At 71.9% G+C, this 23,220-nt stretch carries 22 protein-coding genes; 6 read left to right on the top strand and 16 right to left on the bottom strand.

Translation table 11 applies throughout. The features are described 5' to 3' along the window. Positions 1-61: 61 nt before the first annotated feature. Positions 62-1,414: a class II 3-deoxy-7-phosphoheptulonate synthase gene (locus tag ACFV6X_RS29760; RefSeq protein ID WP_385388621.1), complete on the bottom strand. Its 1,353-nt coding sequence runs from the start codon at positions 1,412-1,414 to the stop codon at positions 62-64. A gap of 97 nt (positions 1,415-1,511) precedes the next feature. Here ACFV6X_RS29760 and ACFV6X_RS29755 point away from each other — a divergent pair, with 97 nt between their 5' ends. Further along, on the top strand, positions 1,512-1,568 hold the full coding sequence (locus tag ACFV6X_RS29755) for a trp operon leader peptide (RefSeq protein ID WP_385388670.1): 57 nt from the start codon (positions 1,512-1,514) through the stop codon (positions 1,566-1,568). A gap of 99 nt (positions 1,569-1,667) precedes the next feature. Beyond that, positions 1,668-3,548: an anthranilate synthase family protein gene (locus ACFV6X_RS29750; RefSeq protein WP_385388618.1), complete on the top strand. Its 1,881-nt coding sequence runs from the start codon at positions 1,668-1,670 to the stop codon at positions 3,546-3,548. Here ACFV6X_RS29750 and ACFV6X_RS29745 read toward each other — a convergent pair. From ACFV6X_RS29745 to ACFV6X_RS29725, 5 genes are all read right to left on the bottom strand, one after another. Continuing rightward, entirely contained in the window at positions 3,500-4,495 is a 996-nt protein-coding gene (locus ACFV6X_RS29745; RefSeq protein ID WP_385388615.1) for an NAD(P)-dependent oxidoreductase, read from the bottom strand. The two genes, ACFV6X_RS29750 and ACFV6X_RS29745, sit on opposite strands and share 49 nt — an antisense overlap. 85 nt (positions 4,496-4,580) lie before the next feature. Beyond that, positions 4,581-5,609 carry a 6-phosphofructokinase gene (locus ACFV6X_RS29740; RefSeq protein WP_385388612.1) on the bottom strand — a complete coding sequence of 343 codons (1,029 nt, stop codon included), beginning with the start codon at positions 5,607-5,609 and terminating at the stop codon, positions 4,581-4,583. Positions 5,610-5,743: 134 nt separating this feature from the next. Beyond that, positions 5,744-6,427, bottom strand: a complete 684-nt coding sequence (locus ACFV6X_RS29735) for a response regulator (RefSeq protein ID WP_385388610.1) — start codon at positions 6,425-6,427, stop codon at positions 5,744-5,746. Continuing rightward, positions 6,424-7,635, bottom strand: coding sequence for a MacS family sensor histidine kinase (macS, locus tag ACFV6X_RS29730; RefSeq protein ID WP_385388609.1), 1,212 nt, complete (start codon positions 7,633-7,635; stop codon positions 6,424-6,426). The genes ACFV6X_RS29735 and macS overlap by 4 nt, the downstream gene beginning before the upstream one ends. A 24-nt stretch (positions 7,636-7,659) precedes the next feature. Further along, the gene (locus tag ACFV6X_RS29725) at positions 7,660-8,445 is read right to left on the bottom strand and encodes a lysophospholipid acyltransferase family protein (protein WP_385388607.1); all 786 of its coding nucleotides are present in this window, start codon (positions 8,443-8,445) and stop codon (positions 7,660-7,662) included. A 188-nt stretch (positions 8,446-8,633) separates the two neighbouring features. Here ACFV6X_RS29725 and ACFV6X_RS29720 point away from each other — a divergent pair, with 188 nt between their 5' ends. Further along, positions 8,634-9,413 (top strand): alpha/beta hydrolase, encoded by a 780-nt coding sequence (locus ACFV6X_RS29720; protein WP_385388604.1) that lies wholly within the window; start codon positions 8,634-8,636, stop codon positions 9,411-9,413. After that, a complete protein-coding gene (locus ACFV6X_RS29715; protein ID WP_385388602.1) occupies positions 9,406-10,044 on the top strand; it encodes a hypothetical protein in 639 nt (212 codons plus the stop codon). The genes ACFV6X_RS29720 and ACFV6X_RS29715 overlap by 8 nt, the downstream gene beginning before the upstream one ends. 6 nt (positions 10,045-10,050) lie before the next feature. On the opposite strand, the gene ACFV6X_RS29710 is transcribed toward ACFV6X_RS29715, so the two are convergent. From ACFV6X_RS29710 to ACFV6X_RS29685, 6 genes are all read right to left on the bottom strand, one after another. Continuing rightward, on the bottom strand, positions 10,051-10,806 hold the full coding sequence (locus ACFV6X_RS29710) for an endonuclease/exonuclease/phosphatase family protein (RefSeq protein ID WP_385388599.1): 756 nt from the start codon (positions 10,804-10,806) through the stop codon (positions 10,051-10,053). A gap of 132 nt (positions 10,807-10,938) precedes the next feature. Then, a complete protein-coding gene (locus ACFV6X_RS29705) occupies positions 10,939-11,892 on the bottom strand; it encodes an ROK family glucokinase (RefSeq protein ID WP_365448491.1) in 954 nt (317 codons plus the stop codon). Between the two features lie 55 nt (positions 11,893-11,947). Then, complete coding sequence (locus ACFV6X_RS29700; RefSeq protein ID WP_385388597.1) at positions 11,948-12,466, bottom strand: DUF5304 domain-containing protein; 519 nt, start codon at positions 12,464-12,466, stop codon at positions 11,948-11,950. Between the two features lie 57 nt (positions 12,467-12,523). Then, positions 12,524-13,693: an ArsA family ATPase gene (locus tag ACFV6X_RS29695; RefSeq protein ID WP_385388595.1), complete on the bottom strand. Its 1,170-nt coding sequence runs from the start codon at positions 13,691-13,693 to the stop codon at positions 12,524-12,526. 64 nt (positions 13,694-13,757) lie between these two features. Next, the gene (locus ACFV6X_RS29690) at positions 13,758-14,198 is read right to left on the bottom strand and encodes an SRPBCC family protein (protein WP_385388593.1); all 441 of its coding nucleotides are present in this window, start codon (positions 14,196-14,198) and stop codon (positions 13,758-13,760) included. A gap of 123 nt (positions 14,199-14,321) precedes the next feature. Further along, a complete protein-coding gene (locus tag ACFV6X_RS29685; protein ID WP_365448483.1) occupies positions 14,322-15,119 on the bottom strand; it encodes a metallophosphoesterase in 798 nt (265 codons plus the stop codon). Between the two features lie 338 nt (positions 15,120-15,457). On the opposite strand from ACFV6X_RS29685, the gene ACFV6X_RS29680 reads away from it, so the two are divergent. Further along, the gene (locus ACFV6X_RS29680) at positions 15,458-17,254 is read left to right on the top strand and encodes an AMP-dependent synthetase/ligase (RefSeq protein ID WP_385388590.1); all 1,797 of its coding nucleotides are present in this window, start codon (positions 15,458-15,460) and stop codon (positions 17,252-17,254) included. Positions 17,255-17,348: 94 nt separating this feature from the next. On the opposite strand, the gene ACFV6X_RS29675 is transcribed toward ACFV6X_RS29680, so the two are convergent. Then, on the bottom strand, positions 17,349-18,491 hold the full coding sequence (locus ACFV6X_RS29675; RefSeq protein WP_385388587.1) for a glycosyltransferase family 4 protein: 1,143 nt from the start codon (positions 18,489-18,491) through the stop codon (positions 17,349-17,351). Positions 18,492-18,644: 153 nt separating this feature from the next. Between ACFV6X_RS29675 and ACFV6X_RS29670 the strand changes: the two genes are divergently transcribed. Beyond that, positions 18,645-19,904, top strand: a complete 1,260-nt coding sequence (locus ACFV6X_RS29670) for a glycosyltransferase 87 family protein (RefSeq protein WP_385388584.1) — start codon at positions 18,645-18,647, stop codon at positions 19,902-19,904. Here ACFV6X_RS29670 and ACFV6X_RS29665 read toward each other — a convergent pair. The 3 genes from ACFV6X_RS29665 to ACFV6X_RS29655 all read right to left on the bottom strand — a co-directional run bounded on the left by ACFV6X_RS29665 (position 19,873) and on the right by ACFV6X_RS29655 (position 23,205). Further along, complete coding sequence (locus ACFV6X_RS29665; protein WP_385388581.1) at positions 19,873-20,298, bottom strand: VOC family protein; 426 nt, start codon at positions 20,296-20,298, stop codon at positions 19,873-19,875. The two genes, ACFV6X_RS29670 and ACFV6X_RS29665, sit on opposite strands and share 32 nt — an antisense overlap. 10 nt (positions 20,299-20,308) lie before the next feature. Next, a complete protein-coding gene (locus ACFV6X_RS29660; protein WP_365448557.1) occupies positions 20,309-20,683 on the bottom strand; it encodes a helix-turn-helix transcriptional regulator in 375 nt (124 codons plus the stop codon). A gap of 128 nt (positions 20,684-20,811) precedes the next feature. Then, complete coding sequence (locus tag ACFV6X_RS29655; RefSeq protein WP_385388578.1) at positions 20,812-23,205, bottom strand: ATP-binding cassette domain-containing protein; 2,394 nt, start codon at positions 23,203-23,205, stop codon at positions 20,812-20,814. Positions 23,206-23,220: the final 15 nt, after the last annotated feature.

The raw sequence follows: 23,220 nt of genomic DNA, 5'->3' as shown, positions 1-23,220 counted from the left end.
TCATGTGTGATCCGCGCCCCATCGCACGTGCCGGCAGCAGCCCGATGCGGCTGCTGGGTGCCTACTGGTCCCGGTACATCTCCGCGACCAGGAACGCCAGGTCGAGCGACTGGCTGCGATTCAGCCTGGGGTCGCAGGCCGTCTCGTAGCGCTGGTGCAGATCGTCGACGAAGATCTCGTCGCCGCCGCCCACACACTCCGTGACGTCGTCACCGGTCAGCTCGACGTGGATGCCGCCCGGGTGGGTGCCGAGGCCCTTGTGCACCTCGAAGAAGCCCTTGACCTCGTCGAGCACGTCGTCGAAGCGGCGGGTCTTGTGGCCGGAGGCCGCCTCGAAGGTGTTGCCGTGCATCGGGTCGGTCACCCAGGCCACCACCGCGCCGGACGCCGTGACCTTCTCGACCAGCTCGGGCAGCCGGTCACGGATCTTGTCGGCGCCCATGCGGACGATGAAGGTCAGCCGGCCGGGCTCCCGCTCGGGGTCGAGACGCTCGATGTACTGGAGCGCCTCCTCCGGCGTGGTCGTCGGGCCGAGCTTGATGCCGATCGGGTTGCGGATCCTCGAGGCGAACTCGATGTGCGCGTGGTCCAGCTGCCGGGTGCGCTCACCGATCCACACCATGTGGCCGGAGACGTCGTACAGCTGCCCGGTGCGCGAGTCGACGCGGGTGAGCGCGGACTCGTAGTCGAGCAGCAGCGCCTCGTGCGAGGAGAAGAACTCGACCGTCTTGAACTCCTCCGGGTCGGCCCCGCAGGCGTGCATGAAGTTCAGCGCGTTGTCGATCTCGCGGGCGAGCTGCTCGTAGCGCTGGCCGGACGGGGACGACTTCACGAAGTCCTGGTTCCAGGCGTGCACCTGGCGCAGGTCGGCGTAGCCGCCGGTGGTGAAGGCGCGCACCAGGTTCAGCGTGGAGGCGGACGCGTGGTACATCCGCTTCAGCCGCTCCGGGTCCGGGACGCGGGCCGCCTCGGTGAAGTCGAAGCCGTTGACGGAGTCGCCCCGGTAGGTCGGCAGCGTCACGCCGTCGCGGGTCTCGGTCGGCTTGGAGCGCGGCTTGGAGTACTGGCCGGCGATCCGGCCCACCTTCACCACGGGCACGGACGCGGCGTACGTCAGCACGGCGCCCATCTGGAGCAGGGTCTTGAGCTTGCTGCGGATCTGGTCCGCGGACACCGCGTCGAAGGCCTCGGCGCAGTCGCCGCCCTGGAGCAGGAACGCCTCTCCCTTGGCGACGGCCGCCATCCGGGCGCGCAGCTGGTCGCACTCGCCCGCGAAGACGAGCGGCGGATACGACTCGAGGTCCGCGATCACTGCGCGCAGAGCCTCGGTGTCGGGGTACTCGGGCTGCTGCGCCGCGGGCAGGTCTCGCCAGGTGTTGCCAGCGCTCGCGCTGGTCTTAGCGTTCACGGTCACAACCTCAACATTACGGGGTGCTGTGCGGCCGTCCCGCCCGCCGCCCAGGGAGTGAGACGCGGATGCCGCTCTGCGGACATGGGGTAAGGTGCGGCACATGTACGCGCACTCGACCCAGAACTGGTGGTGGACCGCTTCCTCGGCGGCCCACTGACTGCGCGTACGCAAGACTTCGCGAAGGCCGCCCGAGGGGCGGCCTTCGGCGTTTGCGGAGCCCGTTCCCCGAACCGATCACGACGACGGAAGAGGAACCATGGACCTGGCACAGCTCGCGCACGGCGACCGCCCCTTCGCCCTGCTCCGCCGCCGCACCCCGGGCCACGACCACGACACCGTGGAACTGCTGCTCGGCCCGGTGAGCACCTACGACCGCCTCGCCGACCTCCCCGGCGAGAGCCTCGCGCTCGTCCCGCACCGTCAGATCCGCGAGCGCGGCTTCGACGTCCGCGACGACGGCACCCCGCTGCTGGCGCTCACACCCGAGGAGACGTACGGCATCCCGCTCGCCGAGGCGCTGCGGCAGCTCCCGGGGCACGAGGTGCGCGTCGAGGGCGGCGGCTTCGACGTCGGGGACGAGGAGTACGCCGGGATCGTCGGGCGGGTGCTGCGGGAGGAGATCGGGCGGGGCGAGGGCGCCAACTTCGTCATCCGGCGCACGTACGAGGGCCAAATCCCGGGGTTCGGCCGGGCCGACGCGCTGGCGCTGTTCCGGCGGCTGCTGGTCGGGGAGCGGGGCGCGTACTGGACGTTCCTGGTGCACACCGGGGACCGGACCCTCGTCGGGGCCAGCCCCGAGGTCCATGTGCGGATGTCGGGCGGCACCGTCGTCATGAACCCGATCAGCGGGACGTACCGCTATCCCGCCGAGGGCCCCACGCCGGAGCACCTGCTCGCCTTCCTCGCCGACGGCAAGGAGATCGAGGAGCTGTCGATGGTCGTCGACGAGGAGCTCAAGATGATGTGCACGGTCGGCGACATGGGCGGGGTGGTCGTCGGGCCGCGGCTGAAGGAGATGGCGCACCTCGCGCACACCGAGTACGAGCTGCGCGGCCGGTCCTCGCTGGATGTGCGGGAGGTGCTGAAGGAGACCATGTTCGCGGCGACCGTCACCGGTTCACCGGTGCAGAACGCCTGCCGGGTCATCGAACGGCACGAGGCCGGCGGGCGCGGCTACTACGGCGGGGCCCTCGCCCTCCTCGGCCGGGACTCCGGCGGGGCGCAGACCCTGGACTCCCCCATCGTCATCCGCACCGCCGACATCGACGCGGCCGGGCGGCTGCGGGTGCCGGTGGGCGCCACGCTCGTGCGCGGCTCGGACCCGGCGGGCGAGGTCGCGGAGACCCACGCCAAGGCGGCGGGGGTACTGGCGGCGCTGGGCGTGCGCGACCGGCGGCCGCCCGAGGAGGCCGTACGGCCGGTGCTGGCCGACGATCCCCGGGTGCGGGCCGCGCTGGACGGGCGCCGGGCGTCCCTCGCGCCGTTCTGGCTGCGGATGCAGGAGCCGACGGCGGACCTGACGGGGCACGCCCTGGTCGTCGACGGCGAGGACACCTTCACGGTGATGCTCGCGCACGTGCTGCGCTCCTCGGGCCTCACCGTCACCGTCCGCCGCTACGACGAGCCCGGACTGCGCGCGGCCCTGCTCGGGCACGAGGGACCGCTCGTCATCGGGCCCGGCCCCGGCGACCCGTCCGACCTGGGCGATCCGAGAATGCGCCTGCTGCGGGAGCTGACCGCCGAGGTGCTGCGCGGCCGCCGGCACGGGGTGCTCGGCGTCTGCCTCGGGCACGAGCTGATCGCGGCCGAGCTCGGGCTGGACATCGTGCGCAAGGCGGTGCCGTACCAGGGGGCGCAGACGACCGTCGACCTGTTCGGCCGGGCCGAGACCGTCGGCTTCTACAACAGCTTCGTGGCCCACTGCGACGACGGGGCGGCGGTGGAGCTGGCCGCCCACGGCATCGAGGTCGCCCGTAGCGGCTCCGGGGAGGTGCACGCCCTGCGGGGGCCCGGGTTCGCCGGGGTGCAGTTCCACCCGGAGTCGGTGCTGACGCTGGACGGCGCCGGAATCGTCCGGGACCTGATCGGTCAGCTGCGCGGCACCAGCACGTTCCCGGAGCGGCGGCCCGCGATGTAGTCGAGGACGTTGCGCACCGTGGTGTCGACGATCTGGCCGACGGCGTCCTCGGTGTAGTACGCCTGGTGGGACGTGACGAGGACGTTGGGAAGGTGACGAGGCGGGCGAGGGTGTCGTCCGCCACGGCCTGCAGGGACTTGTCGAGGAAGAACAGCCCGGCCTCCGCCTCGTACACGTCGAGACCCACACCCGTGAAGCGGCCCGCGCGCAGCTCGTGGACGAGGGCGGCGGTGTCGACCAAGCCCGCCACGGCTGGAGTTGATCAGGATCGCGTCGTCGCGCATCGTCCTCAGGGCGTCCGCGTCGATGAGGTGCCGGGTTTCCGGCATCAGCGGGACGTGCAGGGTGACCAGGTCGGACTCGGCGAGCAGTCGCTCCTTGGGGACGTACGCCATGCCGAGCTGCATGCACTCGGGGTTCTCGGCGATGTCCCAGCCGAGCAGCCGCATGCCGAAGCCGTGCGCGATCCGGGCGAAGGCCTCACCGATCTTGCCGGCGCCGATGACGCCGGCCGTGCGGCCGTACATGTCGCGGCCCATCAGCCCGTCCAGGCGGAAGTGGAAGTCGCGGGTGCGGGTGGAGGCGCGGACGACGCGGCGGTTGACCGCCATGGCGAGGGTCCAGGCAAACTCGGCGACCGCGTACGGCGAGTAGTACGACACCCGGGCCACCGTGATGCCGAGCCGCTCGGCGACGTCGAGGTCGATGTTGTTGAAGCCCGTCGAGCGCTGGGCGACCATCCGGGTCCCGCCGGCCGCCAGGACGGACAGGACCGGCGCGCCGAGGCCGGCGTTGACGCTGGTGGAGACGATCTCGTGGCCGGCGGCGATGGGCGCGGTGTCCTCCATGAGGAAGACGCCCAGGCAGTGGATGTCGTGGTGGCCCTTGAACGCCCGCTCGATCAGCGGCTTCTCGTCGGCCTGCACACCGAAGGCCAGGATTTCCACGGCATCTCCGTTCTGTACGGGTATGAGTCTGTACGGGTATGAGCCGAATAGGCCGAATATAGGGCCCATACCCGTACGACGCCGGTCAGCCGAAGAACACGCCGACCTCCTCGTACAGCTGCAGGTCGACCGTCTTCAGGCGGGCCGTGGCGGCGGCGATCGGGACCCGGACGATGTCGGTGCCGCGCAGGGCGACCATCGAGCCGAAGTCGCCCTCCCGGACGCAGTCGATGGCGTGCAGGCCGAAGCGGGTGGCGAGCCAGCGGTCGAAGGCACTGGGCGTGCCGCCGCGCTGGACGTGCCCAAGGACCGTCGTGCGGGCCTCCTTGCCGGTCCGCCGCTCGATCTCCTTGGCCAGCCACTCGCCGACCCCGGACAGCCGCACATGCCCGAAGGAGTCGAGGGACTCGTCCTTGAGCACCATGTCGCCGTCCTTGGGCATGGCCCCCTCCGCGACGACGACGATCGGCGCGTACGACGCCTTGAACCGGGACGTCACCCAGGCGCAGACCTGGCCGACGTCGAAGCGCTGCTCGGGGATGAGGATGACGTTGGCGCCGCCGGCCAGGCCGGAGTGGATGGCGATCCAGCCGGTGTGCCGGCCCATCACCTCCACCACCAGGACGCGCATGTGGGACTCGGCGGTGGTGTGCAGACGGTCGATCGCCTCGGTCGCGATGCCGACGGCGGTGTCGAAGCCGAAGGTGTAGTCGGTGGCGGACAGGTCGTTGTCTATCGTCTTCGGGACGCCGACGCAGGGCACGCCGTAGTCGTCGGACAAGCGTGCGGCGACGCCCAGGGTGTCCTCGCCGCCGATCACGATGAGCGCGTCGACCTCCTGCTTGGCGAGGTTCTCCTTGATCCGGGCGACACCGTTCTCGTGCTGGAACGGGTTGGTGCGCGAGGAGCCGAGGATCGTGCCGCCGCGGGGCAGGATGCCCCGCACGGCCGGGATGTCGAGGCGCATGAGGTCACCTTCGAGCGGACCGCGCCAGCCGTCCCGGAAACCGACGAAGTCGTAGCCGTTCTCCTGCACGCCCTTGCGGACGATGCCCCGGATGACGGCGTTGAGCCCGGGGCAGTCGCCGCCTCCGGTCAGTACTCCGACCCGCATGGAATTGTCCCTTCGCCGCGGTTGCCGTGTGCCGTACGAGCACGCTAATGGTGACTCAGGTCACTACGGCATGGCCCGTAAGGGCAATTCCGGTGAGTCGGCGACCGGTTGGCTGGGGCCGGGACCGCCCCGCCTCACTCCTCGTCGAGGCCGCGCTCTATCGCGTACCGCACCAGCTCCACCCGGTTGTGCAACTGGAGCTTGCCGAGGGTGTTCTGGACGTGGTTCTGGACCGTGCGGTGGGAGATTACCAGCCGCTCGGCGATCTGCTTGTAGCCGAGACCCTTGGCGACCAGCCGCAGCACCTCGGTCTCACGGTCGGTCAGCCGGGGCGCCTTGGGCTCGTCGGCGTCCGTCGCGGCGCCCGGCGCCGGGTCCGCGGCGAGGCGCCGGTACTCACCGAGCACCAGCCCGGCCAGGCCCGGCGTGAACACCGGGTCCCCGACGGCCGTACGGCACACCGCGTCCAGCAGTTCCTCCGTGGACGCCGACTTCAGCAGATAGCCGGTCGCGCCGGACTTCACGGCCTCCAGCACGTCGGCGTGCTCCCCGCTCGCCGACAGCACCAGCACGCGCAGCGCCGGGTTGTGGGCGACGAGTTCCTTGCACACCTGGACGCCGGGCTTGGCGGGCAGGTTCAGGTCCAGGACGAGGACGTCGGGCGCCGCCGCCTTGGCACGGCGTACCGCCTGGTCGCCGTCGCCGGCGGTGGCGACCACCTCGAAACCGGCCTCGGCGAGGTCACGGGCGACGGCGTCGCGCCACATGGGGTGGTCGTCGACCACCATCACCTTGATCGGGCCCTGCTGTGCGCTCATCGCCGCCCCCGTGCCATCTGCTTCGGTACCTTCAGCTCTACTTCCGTGCCCTGTCCGGGCGTTGAGATCAGCTCGGCCGTGCCGCCCAGGTCGCGCAGCCGGCCCCGGATCGACAGCGCCACGCCGAGCCGCCCCTCGTCCTCGGCCTGCGCGAGACGGCCTTCCGGGATGCCGGGGCCGTCGTCGCGGACGGTCACGATCACCACGTCGGGCTCGTCCTCGACCAGGATCCAGGCCCGCGCGTCCGCGCCGGCGTGCTCGCGGACGTTGTCCAGGGCCGCCGACACGGCGGCGGCCAGCTCCCGCGCGGCCGGCGGCGGCAGCCGGACCGGTGCGCCGGGCTCGGCGAGGCTGACGCGGGCGGTGGCGAACAGTGCGAGCAGCGTCCGCAGATCGACGGGGCCGCCGTCGTCGTCCGGTTCCTCCACGGCGCGTACGACCGCCCCCTCGGCGGCGTCCTCCGACACCCGGGACACGGGCAGCAGGCCGCCGGAGACCAGGGTGCGCAGGGCGACCTGCTGCTCACCGGCGAGGCGCCCGAGTTCGGCCGCCTCGCCGCCGATGACCGCGCCGCGCCGCTGCACCATCGCCAGCACCTGGAGCACGCTGTCGTGGATGTCCCGGGCGAGCCGCTCGCGCTCCCGGGTCGCGGCCTCGATCTCCAGGGCCCGGGCGAGGGTGCGCTCGGAGGCGCGGGCCACCTCGACGACGTAGCCGATGGCGATGGAGGCGACCCAGACGAGGATCACGTTGTGCACGGTGTCGCGGGCCGGGCTGCCGCGTTGCACCAGGTTGGCGGCGGCGACCAGGCTGGAGGCCACGGCCGCCCAGCGCCAGCCGCCCTTGATCGCGAAGGCCAGCACCGAGCCGGCGGTCCATATCGTCGGCAGGGTCGGGCGGCCGTCGGCGATCCGCTCCGGGGTGTCCGCGACCAGGGTGAGCAGGATGCCGGTGAGAGCGACGGTGAGGTCCGCGGTGAGGAAGCGCTTGGTGCACCTCGCGGCGCCGGAGACCAGCGGCAGGGTGGCCAGGGTCCACACGCACAGGACGGTGAAGTAGCCGACGGCGACCCAGGGCCGGGCGAACTCCCGGTAGGAGGTGGCGAACACCGCGATCGCGTACAGCATGGTCAGTACGCGGTAGCCGGCGAGCGCACGCCACAGCGGCTGCTCGACCGACATTCTCATGACTCTCTCGCGCGCGGCCATGTCCCCCCGTCCCCCGCTCGGCCGTCACCCCTGGTCGGCCTGGTCCTTTTCCTTCTGTGCCTGTTCCTTCTGCGCCTGTTCCTTCTCCGCCTGCGCGAGCGCCGCCTTGGCGGCCTTGGCCGCTTCCTTCTCCGCCTTGGCCGCGTCCGCGATCTGCCGCTTGGCGGCGGTCGCGTACATGTCGACGTACTCCTGGCCGGAGAGCTTCATGATTTCGTACATGACCTCGTCGGTCACCGCCCGGAGCACGAACCGGTCATGTTCCATGCCCTGGTAGCGGCGGAAGTCCAGCGGCTTGCCGATCCGGATCCCGGGCCGCATGAGCTTCGGCAGGACCTTTCCGGGCGGCTGGATCTTCTCCGTGTCGATCATCGCGACCGGGATGACGGGCGCCCCGGTGGCGAGCGCCACGCGCGCGAGCCCGCCGGGCTTGCCGCGGTAGAGGCGGCCGTCGGGCGAGCGGGTGCCCTCCGGGTAGATGCCGAACAGCTCACCCTGCTCGATGACCTCTATACCGCTCTTGATCGCCGCCTCGCCCGCGCCGCGGCCTCCGGAGCGGTCCACCGGGAGCTGGCCGACACCCTTGAAGAAGGCGGCGGTCAGGCGCCCCTTGACCCCGGGCGTGGTGAAGTACTCGGCCTTCGCGATGAAGGTGACCTTGCGGTCGAGCACCGCGGGCAGGAAGAACGAGTCGGAGAAGGACAGGTGGTTGCTCGCCAGGATGGCGGGGCCTTCGGCGGGAACGTTCTCCAGGCCCTCCACCCAGGGCCGGAAGACGAGCTTCAGCGGTCCCCCGATGGAAACCTTCATCGCGCCGTACAACAACCGAGTGCCTCCTGTGTCTGTCGATGAGACCTTAACCCGGCCGCCCGGCCAGGGCGTCCCCGGGCCGGACGGCCCCGGGACTCCGACGGCCCTGGTCCGTGTCAGTGCGGTCGCGTACGGTGAAGCAACCTGAACTCTTCTCACGCCCCTCTCACATGAACAGGAGACCGAAGGTGCCGGTCCTTCCTGGAGCCGAGCCGTACCGCCACGACGGTGGAGAAGTCGGCGTCCTGCTCTGCCACGGCTTCACCGGTTCCCCCCAGTCACTGCGCCCCTGGGCGGAGTACCTCGCCGAGCGCGGTCTGTCCGTCGCCCTACCGCTGCTGCCCGGGCACGGCACGCGATGGGAGGACATGGAGCTCACCGGCTGGCAGGACTGGTACGCCGAGGTGGACCGCGAGCTGCGCGCGCTCCGTCGCCGTTGCGCACAGGTGTTCGTGTTCGGCCTGTCGATGGGCGGCGCCCTCGCGCTGCGGCTCGCGGCCCGGCACGGGGACGCGGTCAGCGGTGTCGTGGTCGTCAACCCGGCGAACAAGGTGCACGGACTGTCGGCGCACGCCCTGTCCGTCGCCCGCCATCTCGTGCGGTCGACGAAGGGGATCACCAGCGACATCGCCCGGCCCGGCGGGGTGGAGGTCGGCTACGACCGGGTCCCGCTGCACGCCGCGCACTCCCTGCGGACCTTCTTCCGGGTCGTCGACGGCGAGCTCCCGCAGGTCACGCAGCCGCTGCTGCTTCTGCACAGCCCGCAGGACCACGTGGTGCCACCTGCCGACTCGGCGCGCATCCTGAGCCGGGTGTCGTCCACGGACGTGCGGGAGGGGCTGCTGGAACAGAGCTACCACGTCGCGACGTTGGACTACGACGCGGACCGGATCTTCGAGGAGAGCCTCGCGTTCATCGGCCGGCTCGCACCCAGTGTCGGCAAGGAAGGGACGGCCGCAGGTGGCTGAGCACGACTCCGACCGCGAGGACCGCGAAGAGCGGGAGGATCGGGAGGCCCGCGCCGGGGAGGGGCGCGAGCCCGGTGAGCAGCACGTGCCGTTCGACGAGGACGCCGCCTGGGCGGCGATCGTCGCCGGGTTCGGGGAGGAGCCGCCGGACCCGCCCGGGGCCAAACCCTTCAAGTCGGTCGAGGACCTGGCCCTGCTGGAGCCCGAGACGAACGACGCCGGCGGCGAGCCGGCCGGGCCCGGGCCGGAGCCCGAGCCGAAGCCGAAGAAGGAGACGCCGGAGCCGCTCGGCAGCTCGGTGACCTTCGCGCCCGGCGTGGGCGGCGGACCCCGTGACTACACGGCGCCCGAGCCGTCCGAGGACGACTTCACCGACGCCGACGAGGGCCACTTCGTACCGCCCGAGCCGCCGCCGCTGCCCGCCGCCGACGCCACGGCGAAGTTCGCGTGGCTGGGCGTGCTGGGCGGCCCGGTGCTGCTTCTGCTGGCGGTGCTGCTCGGCTGGGACATGACGTGGTGGCTGACCACGCTCGGCATCGGCGGCTTCCTGGGCGGTTTCGCGACCCTGGTGATGCGGATGCGGACGGACGAGGAGGACGACGACGATCCGGGACGGGGCGCGGTGGTCTGACCCCGCTCACGCACGCGGGACCCTGAGGGCGGCCAGGACCGGAAGATGGTCCGTGGCCGCCCTCAGGTCTGTCTCCGTCACCCCCGGTTGACCGTGCGGCACCCCGCAGCCGAGGACCTCGATCCCCTTGGTCGCGAAGATCGCGTCGATGCGCTGGTGGGGGTCGGCCGGGGTCGAGGTGTACTCGCCGCCCCAGGGAGCGGTGGCCCAGCAGTCCTGGAGCCCGTCGGCCAGGAGCCGGAAGGTGCGTCCGCCGGGCCGTTCGTTGAGGTCGCCGCCCGCGATCACATGTTCCGTGCCCAGGCCGGCGAGCCGGTCGAGGAGCATGCCGCCCTGGGTGTGGCGCTCGTCCTTCTGCAGCGACAGGTGACAGCTGACCACCCCGAGGCGGGCGCCAGCGAAGCGGACCACCGCGGTCGCGAAGCCACGCCGGTGCAGTCCGGGGGTGAGCGGCAACAGCACGTCCTCGGTGCGCTCCACCGTGGCCCGCGGCGAGCACAGCAGCGCCGGGCCCGCGGCGGTGGCCCCGCCCGAGAGCATCATCCGGCCGGAGGCGGCCGCGAGCCGGGCCAGCTTCTTGCGCCAGCGGAAGAAGCGGGGGGCTTCCTGGATCAGGACCAGGTCGGGGTCGCAGGCGCCGATGACGCGGGCGAGCGCGGCGGTGTCGTCGCGCATCGAGCGGATGTTGTAGCTGAGCACGCGAAGGATTACGGAACCGTCGTCCTCGGTGCGGGAGTTGGGGAGCGGCGAGGAGGTTGCCATGCAGGTCAATGTAGTCGGGACCGGGGTTTCGGCGCCTGACGACTCGGGGCGCGGGATCCCCGTGCGACTGCCGGTGGTGTGTGGCCGGTCGCGCAGTTCCCCGCGCCCCAGAAGGCGTGCGAGCGTCGTCCCTCACATGATCGGGTCGGGCTCCCGGGCCAGGTCGGCGGCGCCCACCAGGCCGGCCTTGTTGCCCAGCTGCGCGGCGATCACCTCGGCGACCGGGCGCCAGTTGCCCCCGACCAGCCAGCGCTTGTACGACTTGCGGATCGGGTCCAGGACCAGCTCGCCCTCGTCGGACAGCCCGCCGCCGACGATGAACGCGGAGGGGTCGAAGAGCGAGGCGAGGTCGGCCAGGCCCGCGCCGGCCCAGCGGGCGAGCTCGCGGTAGGAGTCGACGGCGACGGGGTCGCCCTGGCGGGCGGCCATGGAGATGTGCTTGCCCTCGATGCCGTCGGGGCTGCCGTCGCCGAGGCCGAGCAGCACCTCGGCGTTCTCCGGGGTGGCGTTGGCGCGCTGCTTGGCGTACCGCACGAGGGCGCGGCCCGAGGCGTACTGCTCCCAGCAGCCCTGCGAGCCGCAGCCGCACAGCAGCCCGTCCGGCACCATCCGGATGTGGCCGAACTCGGCGGCCACGCCGAAGTGCCCGCGGCGCAGCTTGTTGCCGATGATGATGCCGCCGCCGAGGCCGGTGCCGAGCGTGATGCAGATGACGTTGCGGTGGCCCTTGCCCGCGCCGAACTTGTACTCGCCCCACGCGGCGGCGTTGGCGTCGTTCTCCACCACGACGGGCAGCCCGGTGCGTGCCTCGACCTTTTCCTTCAGCGGCTCGTTGCGCCAGTCGATGTTGGGGGCGAAATAGACCGTCGAGCGCTGCCGGTTGACGTAGCCGGCCGCACCGATGCCCACGCCCACGATCTCGTGCCCCGCGCGTGCGCCCTCCACCGCGGAGGCGATGGCGTCCACGATGCCCTCGGGCGTGCCCGGGGTCGGCACCTTGTGGGTCGAGAGGATGTTGCCTTCCTCGTCTACCACGCCGGCCGCGATCTTCGTGCCGCCGATGTCGACGCCGATGGTGAGTCCCATGAATCCCTCAGTTCCGGTCGAGCCCCGCTACGGCCAACCGTACCCGAGCAGAGGGTCAGTCCAAGTCGATGCGCTGGCCGGGACCCGTGCCCTCACCGGGGTCGCGAGGGGTCTCGTCGAGGTTCTTCAGTTCGTCGGAGGCGTCGGCGGCGTCCGGGCCGGCCGTCCAGCGGTGCTCCTGGGCCTGGACCGCGGAGCGGTAGGCGGCGAGGAGTTCGTGGCCGGCCGCGGCAAGGTGGTCGAAGACGTCCGGGTTGCGCTCGATCACGGGTTCCACGGCGGCCTTGGCCTGCTGCACGACCTGCTGCACCACCTGCTGGGCGGCGGGCCCGGCGACGGCGCCGAACAGCGGCGCCTGAAGTCCGGACAGTTTGTCGGCGACCGTGTCGACGAGTCGGCGCAGCTCCTCGGCGGCCGAGCCGGGCGGCGGCCCGTGCTCTTCCCGGCGGCGGGCCTTCTCCGCCTCCAGGTCCTCGGCGCACGCGGTCGCCCACGCGTCGGCGTCACCCGTGGGAATCGGCTCGTCGGCCGGCTGGTCCTGAGCGGCGTCGGGGTGGGGGCGCTCTTCGCTCATGGCGGGCTCCTGACTACGTTTCGTCCCTACGACGTTACCCGAACGGGCGCAGCGGTTTCACGGCGTCCGCGGCCACAGCTCCGGGTCCGGGGTGAACCGGATGCGCAGCTCGCCCTCGCGCAGGCCCGCCCCGGCGACGGCGCAGCGGCGCAGGGCGGACGGCAGCTGCACGACCCGGCGGAACGGGCCGGCGGTGACGACCACTTCGTCACCGCGCCGGACGAGATCGAGCTCCTCGCGCACGGCGCCGGGCAGCGGGAGGCGCCAGACGAGCACGCCGTCCTCGGCGAGCCGGTCCTCGACGGGCCACCCGACCTTGGCGGGGGCGGTCCTGAGCACGGGCACGGCGAGGCCGGCGAGGTCGTCGGTGCCCCTCGGGTCGTGCCCGAGATGCGGGACGGGGTGCAGGTCGTAGGCGGTGCGCCAGTCGTCGAGGGCCTTGCGCTGCTGGGCGAGCGGCCCGGCGAGCCAGCCGTCGCCCCCCTCCTCGGGGAGCACCCGGTTGGCGATCAGCGCGTCCGGGCGCAGGCCGCGCAGGGCGAGGCCGAGGGCGGCGGTGTGGACGGCGTCACCGCCGGCCGGGGTGGGGTCGGCGACGAGCCGTACGGTCGTGGCCCGCTCGGCCAGGACGGCTTCCACGGCGGCGAGTTCGAGGTCCCAGCGGGCGGCCGTCTCGTACAGCCAGTCCGCGGGCATCGGCACGCCGGCCAGCCGGCCGAGTACGGGGCGCAGGGCGCGGGCGGCCTGCCGCCCGGGCGGGAGCAGCCGGCGCAGGTAGCGGCGGAGTTCCTCGGGGAGGGCGAGGAGGGCCAGGGCCTGCGGGGTGGGCGGCAGGTCGACGACGAGCAGCTCGTGCGCCTCGGCGAGGGCGGCGTCGCGCAGGGCGCGGAGCACGGCGATTTCCCCGGCGCCGGGCAGCGGGGTGAACTCCTCGGGGTCGAGCGGACCGGCGCCGAGCAGGTCGAGCAGTCCGGACGCACGCTCCTGGAGCCGGGTGAGGTCGTCGCGGAAACCGACGGCGGGGTCGGGCCGCCAGGCGGTGAGTCCCGGCGCGGCCGCCACGGGGGCGGGGCCGGTCGCGGTCCCCAGCGCTGCCCCGAGGCTGTCGCCGCGGTCGGTGCCGAGGACGAGGGTGCGGACGCCCTCACGGGCGGCGGCGAGCGCGGTGGCCGCGGCGATGGTGGTACGGCCGCTGCCGCCGGGCCCGGTGATCAGGATGGTGCGCATGAGGGTGAACCGTACCGGGGTGGGGGCGGCCCGGCCGCGTGCGGCCGACGGCGTGGTGGGAAACCTACTGGCCGGACTCCACGCGCTTCTTCAGGCCCGCCAGCGCGCGGTCGATGATCACCTTTTCCGCCTTGCGCTTGATCATCCCCAGCATCGGGATCTTGACGTCCACCGTCAGCTGGTAGGTGACCTCGGTGCCGCCCGCACCGGCCGGCTTGAGGAGGTAGGAGCCGTCCAGGGAGCGCAGCATCTGGGACTTCACCAGCGTCCAGGAGACCTCGTGCTCGCCGGTCCACGTGTAGGCCAGCGTCTGGTCGTCCTTGATGGCGCCGGCGTCCATGACCAGCCGGACGTGCTCGGCGCGGCCCTGCCCGTCGGTCTTGAGGACCTCCGCCTCCTTCACCTCACCGGTCCAGTCCGGGTAGCGGGCGAAGTCGGCGATCACCGCCATGACGTCGGCCGGAGCCGCCTCGATCTCGATGCTCGAGCTGGTGTGTTCCGCCATCGCCGTGGCTCCTCCGAACGCGGTCGGGCAAGAGGTGGTCGTGCGCACGTGTGTGCAGCGTGAAGGCTACCGCGCGGCGCACCCCCCGCCGTCACCGCTACCTGCGCCGACCGGCCCCGAGCCTCACCACTCCAGTGCCCACGGCCGCCCGGTGCTCGCGAAGTGCCCCACGTTCACACACTCGGTGGCCCCGATCCGCATCCGGGCGGCGAGCGGCTGGTGGACGTGCCCGAAGAGGGAGTAGCGGGGCCGCGTGCGGCGGATGGCGTCGAGCAGCGCCCGGCTCCCCCGCTCGAAGCGCCGCGCCACCGTGTCGTAGACGAGGTCCGGCACGTCCGGCGGGATGTGTGTGCACAGCACGTCGACCTCGCCGACCGCCTCGATCTTCGCCGCGTACTCCTCGTCGCCGATCTCGTACGGCGTGCGCATGGGCGTGCGCAGGCCGCCGCCCACGAAGCCGAAGACCCGGCCGCCGATCTCCACCCGCTCGCCGTCCAGCACCGTCGTGCCCGGTCCGGCGTACTCCCGCCACAACGTCGGCATGTCGACATTGCCGTAGGTGGCGTACGTCGGTGTCGGGAACGCCGCGAACAACTCGGCGTACTGCTTGCGCACCGCCCGCTCGATCACCGCGGCCCGGTCCTCCCCCACCCCGGCCCACAGCCGCGCGCCCAGCTCACGCGCCTCCTCGAAGCGGCGGGCGGTGCGCAGTTCGACGATGCGGTCGGCGTTCTCCACGCCGAACAGGTCGGGGAAGATGCCGCGCGAGTGGTCGGCGTAGTCGAGGAAGAGGACGAGGTCCCCCAGGCAGACGAGCGCGTCCGCGCCGTCTCCGGCCCGTGCCAGGTCACGCGCGTTGCCGTGCACGTCGCTGACCACGTGGATCCGCGTCCTGCGGTTGCCGGCTGGTGTGGGTGCCATGGTGATCAAGGGTAAGCGTGTGCGACAAACGTGAACAGTGGCGGCCGGACCTGCGATTACTCGCCAGTCGGGAAAGCCGTCGACTACTGTGCGCGCAGGAGCACCAACAGGAACATCGTTGACGCACCACCTGTGTGACGCAGCGAACATCTCGCCGGACCCCCCTGTCCTAGACGCCATACCGGCGGGTAACGTCCGGGCAGTCCCGTCGTGCTCAGGTTTTCAACCAGTGGGATCCCTCGGCTCCCGCCGGATCCTGAGCACCCTGCCCGAGCCTTGGACCGGACCGTCGCATCACACAACGTCGTGGCGCCGGCGCCCTATGAGGAGCAGCAGTCTTGCGCGAGTTCAGCCTTCCGGCTTTGTACGAAGTCCCCTCGGACGGCAACCTGACGGACATCGTCCGCAGGAACGCCGCGCAGCATCCGGACGTCGCCGTGATCGCCCGCAAGGAAGGCGCCGCCTGGCAGGACGTGACGGCCGCCGCCTTCCTCGACGAGGTCCGGGCCGCCGCCAAGGGCCTGATCGCCTCCGGCGTGCAGCCGGGCGACCGGGTCGGCCTGATGTCCCGCACCCGCTACGAGTGGACGCTGCTGGACTTCGCGATCTGGAGCGCGGGCGCGATCACCGTGCCGGTCTACGAGACCAGCTCTCCGGAGCAGGTGCAGTGGATCCTCAGCGACTCGGGCGCGACCGCCTGCGTCGTCGAGACGGGCGGCCACACGGCCGCCGTCGAGTCGGTGCGCGACGGACTGCCCGAGCTCAAGCACGTCTGGCAGATCGAGGGCGGCGGCATCGACGAGCTGGGCCGCCTGGGCCAGGACGTCGGCGACGCGGCGGTCGAGGAGCGCAGCTCGCTGGCGAAGGCCGACGACCCCGCGACGATCGTCTACACCTCCGGCACCACCGGCCGCCCCAAGGGCTGCGTGCTCACCCACCGCAGCTTCTTCGCGGAGTGCGGCAACGTGGTCGAGCGCCTGCGCCCCCTGTTCCGCACCGGCGAGTGCAGCGTGCTGCTCTTCCTGCCGCTCGCCCATGTCTTCGGCCGACTGGTCCAGGTCGCCCCGATGATGGCGCCGATCAAGCTGGGCTGCCTCCCGGACATCAAGAACCTCACCGACGAACTGGCCTCGTTCCGGCCGACGTTGATCCTCGGTGTGCCGCGCGTCTTCGAGAAGGTCTACAACTCGGCCCGGGCCAAGGCCCAGGCGGACGGCAAGGGCAAGATCTTCGACAAGGCCGCCGACACGGCCATCGCGTACAGCAAGGCCCTGGACACCCCGTCCGGTCCCTCGATGGGCCTGCGGATCAAGCACAAGGTCTTCGACAAGCTCGTCTACAGCAAGCTGCGCGGGGTCCTCGGCGGCCGTGGCGAGTACGCCATCTCCGGCGGCGCCCCGCTCGGCGAGCGCCTCGGCCACTTCTTCCGCGGCATCGGCTTCACGGTCCTGGAGGGCTACGGCCTGACCGAGTCCTGTGCCGCCACCGCCTTCAACCCGTGGGACCGGCAGAAGATCGGCACGGTCGGCCAGCCGCTGCCGGGCTCGGTGGTGCGGATCGCGGACGACGGCGAGGTGCTCCTGCACGGCGAGCACCTGTTCAAGGAGTACTGGAACAACCCGGGCGCCACCGAGGAGGCCCTCGCCGACGGCTGGTTCCACACCGGTGACATCGGCACCCTCGACGAGGACGGGTACCTCAGGATCACCGGCCGCAAGAAGGAGATCATCGTCACCGCCGGCGGCAAGAACGTGGCACCGGCCGTGATCGAGGACCGGATCCGGGCGCACGCGCTGGTCGCGGAGTGCATGGTGGTCGGCGACGCGCGGCCGTTCGTCGGCGCGCTCATCACCATCGACGAGGAGTTCCTCGGCCGTTGGGCCTCCGACCACGGCAAACCGGCCGGTTCCACGGCCGCGTCGCTGCGCGAGGACCCCGACCTGCTGGCGGCGATCCAGTCCGCCGTCGACGACGGCAACGCGGCGGTCTCCAAGGCGGAGTCGGTACGCAGTTTCCGCATCCTGGACTCGCAGTTCACCGAGGACTCGGGGCACCTCACGCCCTCGCTGAAGCTGAAGCGGAACGTGGTGGCGAAGGACTTCGCGACCGAGATCGAGGCGATCTACCAGAAGTAGCGGGACATGTGACGCACCGTCATGGCGCGGGTGCCCGGTCGGGTCGACGGGACCCGCGCCGCGTCGCGTCCACAGCGGTTCCTTCAGGCGCTGTCTACAGCAGTTCCTTCAGACGCTCGGCCAGCAGGTCCCACCGCCACCTCTCCTCGACCCAGGCACGCCCCCGCTCCCCCATCCGGCGGCGCAGCTCGGCGTCCCCGAGAAGCGTGACGATCCGGTCGGCGCAGTCCTCCACGGAGCCGCCGCGCACGACCCATCCGGTCTCCCCGTCGAGGACGGCGTCGGGCGCGCCCCCGGAGTCGCCGGCGACCACCGGCAGCCCGGTCGCGGACGCCTCCAGGTAGACGATGCCGAGCCCCTCGACGTCGAGCCCGCCGCGCCGGGTGCGGCACGGCATGGCGAAGACGTCGCCGGCCCCGTAGTGGGCGGGCAGCTCCGACCAGGGCACGGAGCCCGTGAAGACGACGGAGTCCTCGACCCGGGTCTCCCGTGCCAGCTTGCGCAGCTCCCCCTCGTAGGGCCCGCCCCCGACGATCAGGAGCACGGCGTCCGGCTCCTTGGCCAGGATGCGCGGCATGGCGAGGATCAGTGTGTCCTGCCCCTTGCGCGGCACGAGCCGGGAGACGCACACGACGACGGGCCGCTCGGTGAGCCCGAGCCGGGCCCGCACGCGGTCGCCGCCGGAGCCGGGGTGGAAGGTCTTCTCGTCGACACCGGGCGGCAGCTGGGTCATCCGCGCGGCGGCGTCCGGGGTGAGCGCTCCCGCGATCCGCGAGCGGGTGTACTCACCGAGGTAGGTGAGGGTGTCGGCGGAGTCGCCGATCCGACGCAACAGCTGCCTGGCGGCGGGCAGCTGGGCCCATCCGGCCTCGTGCCCGTGGGTGGTGGCCACCAGCCGCTCGGCGCCCGCCCGGCGCAGCGCCGGTGCCATCAGCCCGAGCGGTGCCGCGGCGCCGAACCAGACCGACGTGCACTCGTGCGCGCGCAGCAGGGCGACGGCCTGCCGGGTCGCGGCGGGCGTCGGCAGCAGCATGGTCGTCCGGTCGCGTACGACGGTGAAGGGCTGCTCGGCGTCGAAGGCGGCGGTTGCCTCGACGCCCTCGCGGCCCCGCTTCCACGTCGAGGCGTGGACGACGAGCCGGTCGGGGTCCAGCCGGAGCGCCATGTTGTGCAGAAACGCCTGGATGCCGCCGGGCCTGGGCGGGAAGTCGTTCGTCACGATCAAGGTCTTGCGCATCAGCGCCGACCCTACCGAACGTACACTCGCAGCCCGGCACGGCCGCGCTGCGTCGTTCCCGCACAGGTGGCCGGGGGATCATGGCCCCGTCGGACGACGGGCGGCACACGGCCGACGCGCCGAAGGCCGCAGCGAGACGAACAGGGGCGCAGGGTGGACAGGACGGACGGGACGCGATCCGTGACCGGACTCCTCGCGCTCTGGGCACCGACCCGGCTGCTGCTGCTCCTGCTCGTCTTCAAGGTCTACGTCTTCCCCGGCCCGGACGTCACGGGCGACGTCTCCGTGATCTACCAGGGCTGGTACGAGGTGCTGCGCACCGGAACGTTCCCTCTGGACGACGTCACCTGGCAGTACCCACCCGGGGCCGCCCTCGCGATCCTCTCCCCGGCGCTGCTGTTCTTCCTCGACTACGCGCACGCCTTCTTCGTCCTCGTCCTCCTCGCCGACCTGGCCGTCCTCGCCCTGCTGTGGGACGCGGGCCGGCGCCGCGGCCGGGCGAGGCGCGGCGCCTGGGTGTGGGTGGTGGGCGTCCCGCTGCTGGGCCCCACGGTCTACGCGCGCTACGACGTGATGGTCACGGCCGTCGCCGTGGCCGCGCTGCTCGCGGGCGCCCGCCGGCCCCGCCTGATGGGGGCGCTCGCGGGCCTCGGGGCGATGCTGAAGGTGTGGCCGGTGCTGCTGCTGATCGGGGCCGTGCGGCGCCGGGCGTGGGTCGCCGCGGGGCTGACGGCGGGGACGCTGGCGGCACTGTTCGCACTGGCCATGCCGGGGGCCTTCGCGTTCCTGACCTTCCAGCGGGACCGGGGCACCGAGATCGAGTCGCTGGGCGCGCTGGTGTTCCATGTGGCACGGCACTTCGGCTGGGACGGGCAGGTGCTGCTCAACTACGGCTCGGTGGAGTTCCTCGGTCCCCACGTCGACGTGGTGAGCACCGGCGCCCTGATGCTGACCGGGATCGCCTTCGGCTGGCTGCTGCTGTGGCGGCTGACGGCCGCGGCGTTCCTGCCGCACACTCCGGCGGACGCGGCCTTCGTGGCGGTGTTGATGTTCACGACCACGAGCCGGGTGATCAGCCCGCAGTACATGGTGTGGCTGGTCGGGCTCGCGGCGACCTGCCTGTGCTTCGGCCGCTCCGGCATGCGCGTACCGGCCGCCCTCGTCCTGCTGGCGTCGTTCGTGACGATGCTGGAGTTCCCGCTCTGGTTCTCGCACGTCGTGGCCGGCGACCCGCTCGGCGTCACCCTGCTGTTCGTCCGCAACGGCCTGCTGGTGCTGGCCACCCTCGTCGCGGCCCGCGAGCTGTGGCGCGCCTCGGCGCCCCGGCGGCAGGAACCCTTCGCCCCACGGGACACCGACGACGCGCCCCCGACCGGTGGGCTCACTTCCCGGGCTTCCCGAGGGGCTGGTTGAAGCGCAGCAGGTTGCCTGCGGGGTCGCGGAACGCGCAGTCGCGGACACCGTAGGGCTGGTCCATCGGCTCCTGCAGCACCTCCGCGCCCGCGCCGCTGACGCGCTCGAAGGTGGCGTCGCAGTCCTCCGTCGTGAAGATGACGCCCCGCAGCAGGCCCTTGGCCATCAGCTCCGCCAGGGCCTGTTTGTCGGCCGGCGAGGTGCTCGGGTCGGCGGCGGGCGGCTCCAGCACGAGGCTCACGTCCGGTTGGGCGGGCGACCCGACGGTCACCCAGCGCATCCCCTCGAAACCGACGTCGGCGCGCACCTCCAGGCCGAGCACGTCGCGGTAGAAGGCGATCGCCTTGTCATGGTCGTCGACGGCGATGAAGCAGGTGGAAAGCGTGATGTCCATGCGGCCGAGGCTACGGCCGATCGACGCGGCCGGCTTCTCCGTTCCTGACCGGTCGGGTGTAGATCTTGGCGATGCAGGCCGGAATGGCGGCGCCGTCGTCGTGCCCGCGGGCCCGGTAGGCGCTCGGCGTCTCGCCGACCAGCTCGGTGAAGCGCGAGCTGAACGACCCGAGCGACGTACAGCCCACCGCGAAGCACACCTCGGTCACCGTGAGGTCGCCCCGCCGCAGCAGCGCCTTGGCACGCTCGATCCGGCGGGTCATCAGATAGCTGTAAGGCGTCTCCCCGTAGGCGGCGCGGAAGCTGCGGGAGAAGTGCCCCGCCGACATCAGGGCCTCGCGCGCCAGCGCCGGGACGTCGAGCGGCTCGGCGTAGTCACGGTCCATCCGGTCGCGGGCCCGCCGCAGCCGGACGAGGTCGTCGAGATCCTGCCGTTTCACCCGCCGAGTCTCGCACAGGGCGCCGGCCCGGGTGACGGGCCGAGCCGGCACCCGGGCTTCGGCGAGCGGCACGGTCAGCCGCCGACGTACGCCGCGAGGTGCTCACCGGTCAGAGTGGAGCGGCCGGCCACCAGGTCGCCCGGCGTGCCCTCGAAGACGACCTTGCCGCCGTCGTGACCGGCGCCGGGGCCGAGGTCGATGATCCAGTCGGCGTGCGCCATGACCGCCTGGTGGTGCTCGATGACGACGACCGACTTCCCGGACTCCACGAGCCGGTCGAGCAGACCGAGCAGCTGCTCGACGTCGGCGAGGTGCAGGCCGGTGGTCGGCTCGTCGAGGACGTACACGCCGCCCTTGTCGGCCATGTGCGTGGCCAGCTTCAGCCGCTGCCGCTCTCCGCCGGACAGCGTGGTGAGCGGCTGGCCGAGGGTGAGGTAGCCCAGCCCGACGTCGGCGAGCCGGTCGAGGATCCTGTGCGCGGCCGGCGTGGCCGCCTCCCCGGCACCGAAGAACTCCTCGGCCTCGGCCACCGACATCGCGAGCACCTCGCTGATGTCGCGCCCGCCGAGCCGGTACTCCAGCACCTCGGCCTGGAACCGCTTCCCGTCGCAGTCCTCGCAGGTGGTGGCCACGCCGGCCATCATCGCCAGGTCGGTGTAGATGACACCGGCGCCGTTGCAGGTGGGGCAGGCGCCCTCGGAGTTGGCGCTGAACAGCGCCGGCTTGACGCCGTTGGCCTTGGCGAAGGCCTTGCGGATCGGGTCGAGCAGTCCGGTGTACGTCGCCGGGTTGCTGCGCCGGGAGCCGCGGATCGGGCTCTGGTCGACCGAGACCACGCCTTCGCGGGCCGGGATCGAGCCGTGGATCAGCGAGCTCTTGCCGGACCCGGCGACGCCGGTGACGACGCACAGCACCCCGAGCGGGATGTCGACGTCGACGTCGCGCAGGTTGTTCGCCGTCGCGCCGCGGATCTCCAGCACTCCCTTCGGCGTCCGCACGGTCTCCTTCAGGGATGCCCGGTCGTCGAGGTGGCGGCCGGTGACGGTGCCGCTGGCCCGCAGGCCCTCGATGGTGCCCTCGAAGCAGACCGTGCCGCCCGCCGTGCCGGCGCCGGGACCGAGGTCGACGACGTGGTCGGCGATGGCGATCGCCTCCGGCTTGTGCTCCACGACGAGCACCGTGTTGCCCTTGTCCCGCAGCCGCAGCAGCAGGTCGTTCATCCGCTGGATGTCGTGCGGGTGCAGGCCGATGGTGGGCTCGTCGAAGACATAGGTGACGTCGGTGAGCGAGGAGCCGAGGTGGCGGATCATCTTCACGCGCTGCGCCTCACCGCCCGACAGCGAGCCGGACGGCCGGTTCAGCGAGAGGTAGCCGAGGCCGATCTCCACGAACGAGTCGAGGGTCTGCTGGAGCGCGGTGAGCAGCGGCGCCACCGAGGGTTCCCGCAGGGCGCGGACCCATTCGGCCAGGTCCCGGATCTCCATGGCGCAGGCGTCGGCGATGCTGATCTTGTTGATCTTCGATGACCGGGCGCCCTCGCTGAGCCGGGTGCCGTCGCACTCGGGGCAGACGGTGAAGGTGACCGCCCGCTCCACGAACGCGCGGATGTGCGGCTGCATCGCCTCCTTGTCCTTGGACAGGAAGGACTTCTGGATCTTGGGGATCAGGCCCTCGTAGGTGAGGTTGACGCCGTTGACCTTCACCTTGGTCGGCTCGCCGTAGAGGAAGGCCTGCATCTCCTTCTTGGTGAACCGGCTGATCGGCTTGTCCGGGTCGAGGAAACCGGACTGGGCGTACAGGCCGACGGTCCAGACGTTGTCGGACTTCCAGCCGGGGATGGTGAAGGCACCCTCGGAGATCGACTTGGAGTCGTCGTAGAGCTGGGTGAGGTCGATGTCGGAGATCGTGCCGCGGCCCTCGCAGCGGGCGCACATGCCGCCGGTGCGCTCGAAGGTCGCCTTCTCGGACTTGGTCCTGGCGCCGCGCTGCACGGTGATCGCGCCGCTCGCCCGGACGGAGGCGGTGTTGAAGGAGTAGGCGCTGGGCGGGCCGATGTGCGGCTTGCCGAGGCGGCTGAAGAGGATCCGCAGCATGGCGTTGGCGTCGGTGGCGGTGCCGACGGTGGAGCGGGGGTCGGCACCCATCCGCTGCTGGTCGACGCTGATGACCGTGGTCAGCCCGTCGAGCACGTCGACCTCGGGTCGCGCCAGCGTCGGCATGAAGCCCTGCACGAAGGCGCTGTACGTCTCGTTGATCAGCCGCTGCGACTCGGCGGCGATCGTGTCGAACACCAGCGAGCTCTTGCCCGAGCCGGACACACCGGTGAACACCGTCAGCCTGCGCTTGGGGATCTCGATGCTGACGTCCTTCAGATTGTTCTCGCGCGCGCCGTGCACGCGGATCATGTCGTGGCTGTCGGCGGCGTGCGGCGCAGGCGACTGCGTGTTCCTTCTCGTGGGCATGCTCATGTCTCCATCCTTCGG

Source organism: Streptomyces sp. NPDC059861 (assembly GCF_042731435.1).
Lineage (GTDB): Bacteria > Actinomycetota > Actinomycetes > Streptomycetales > Streptomycetaceae > Streptomyces.
This window is presented reverse-complemented; position numbering and strand designations above follow the sequence as displayed.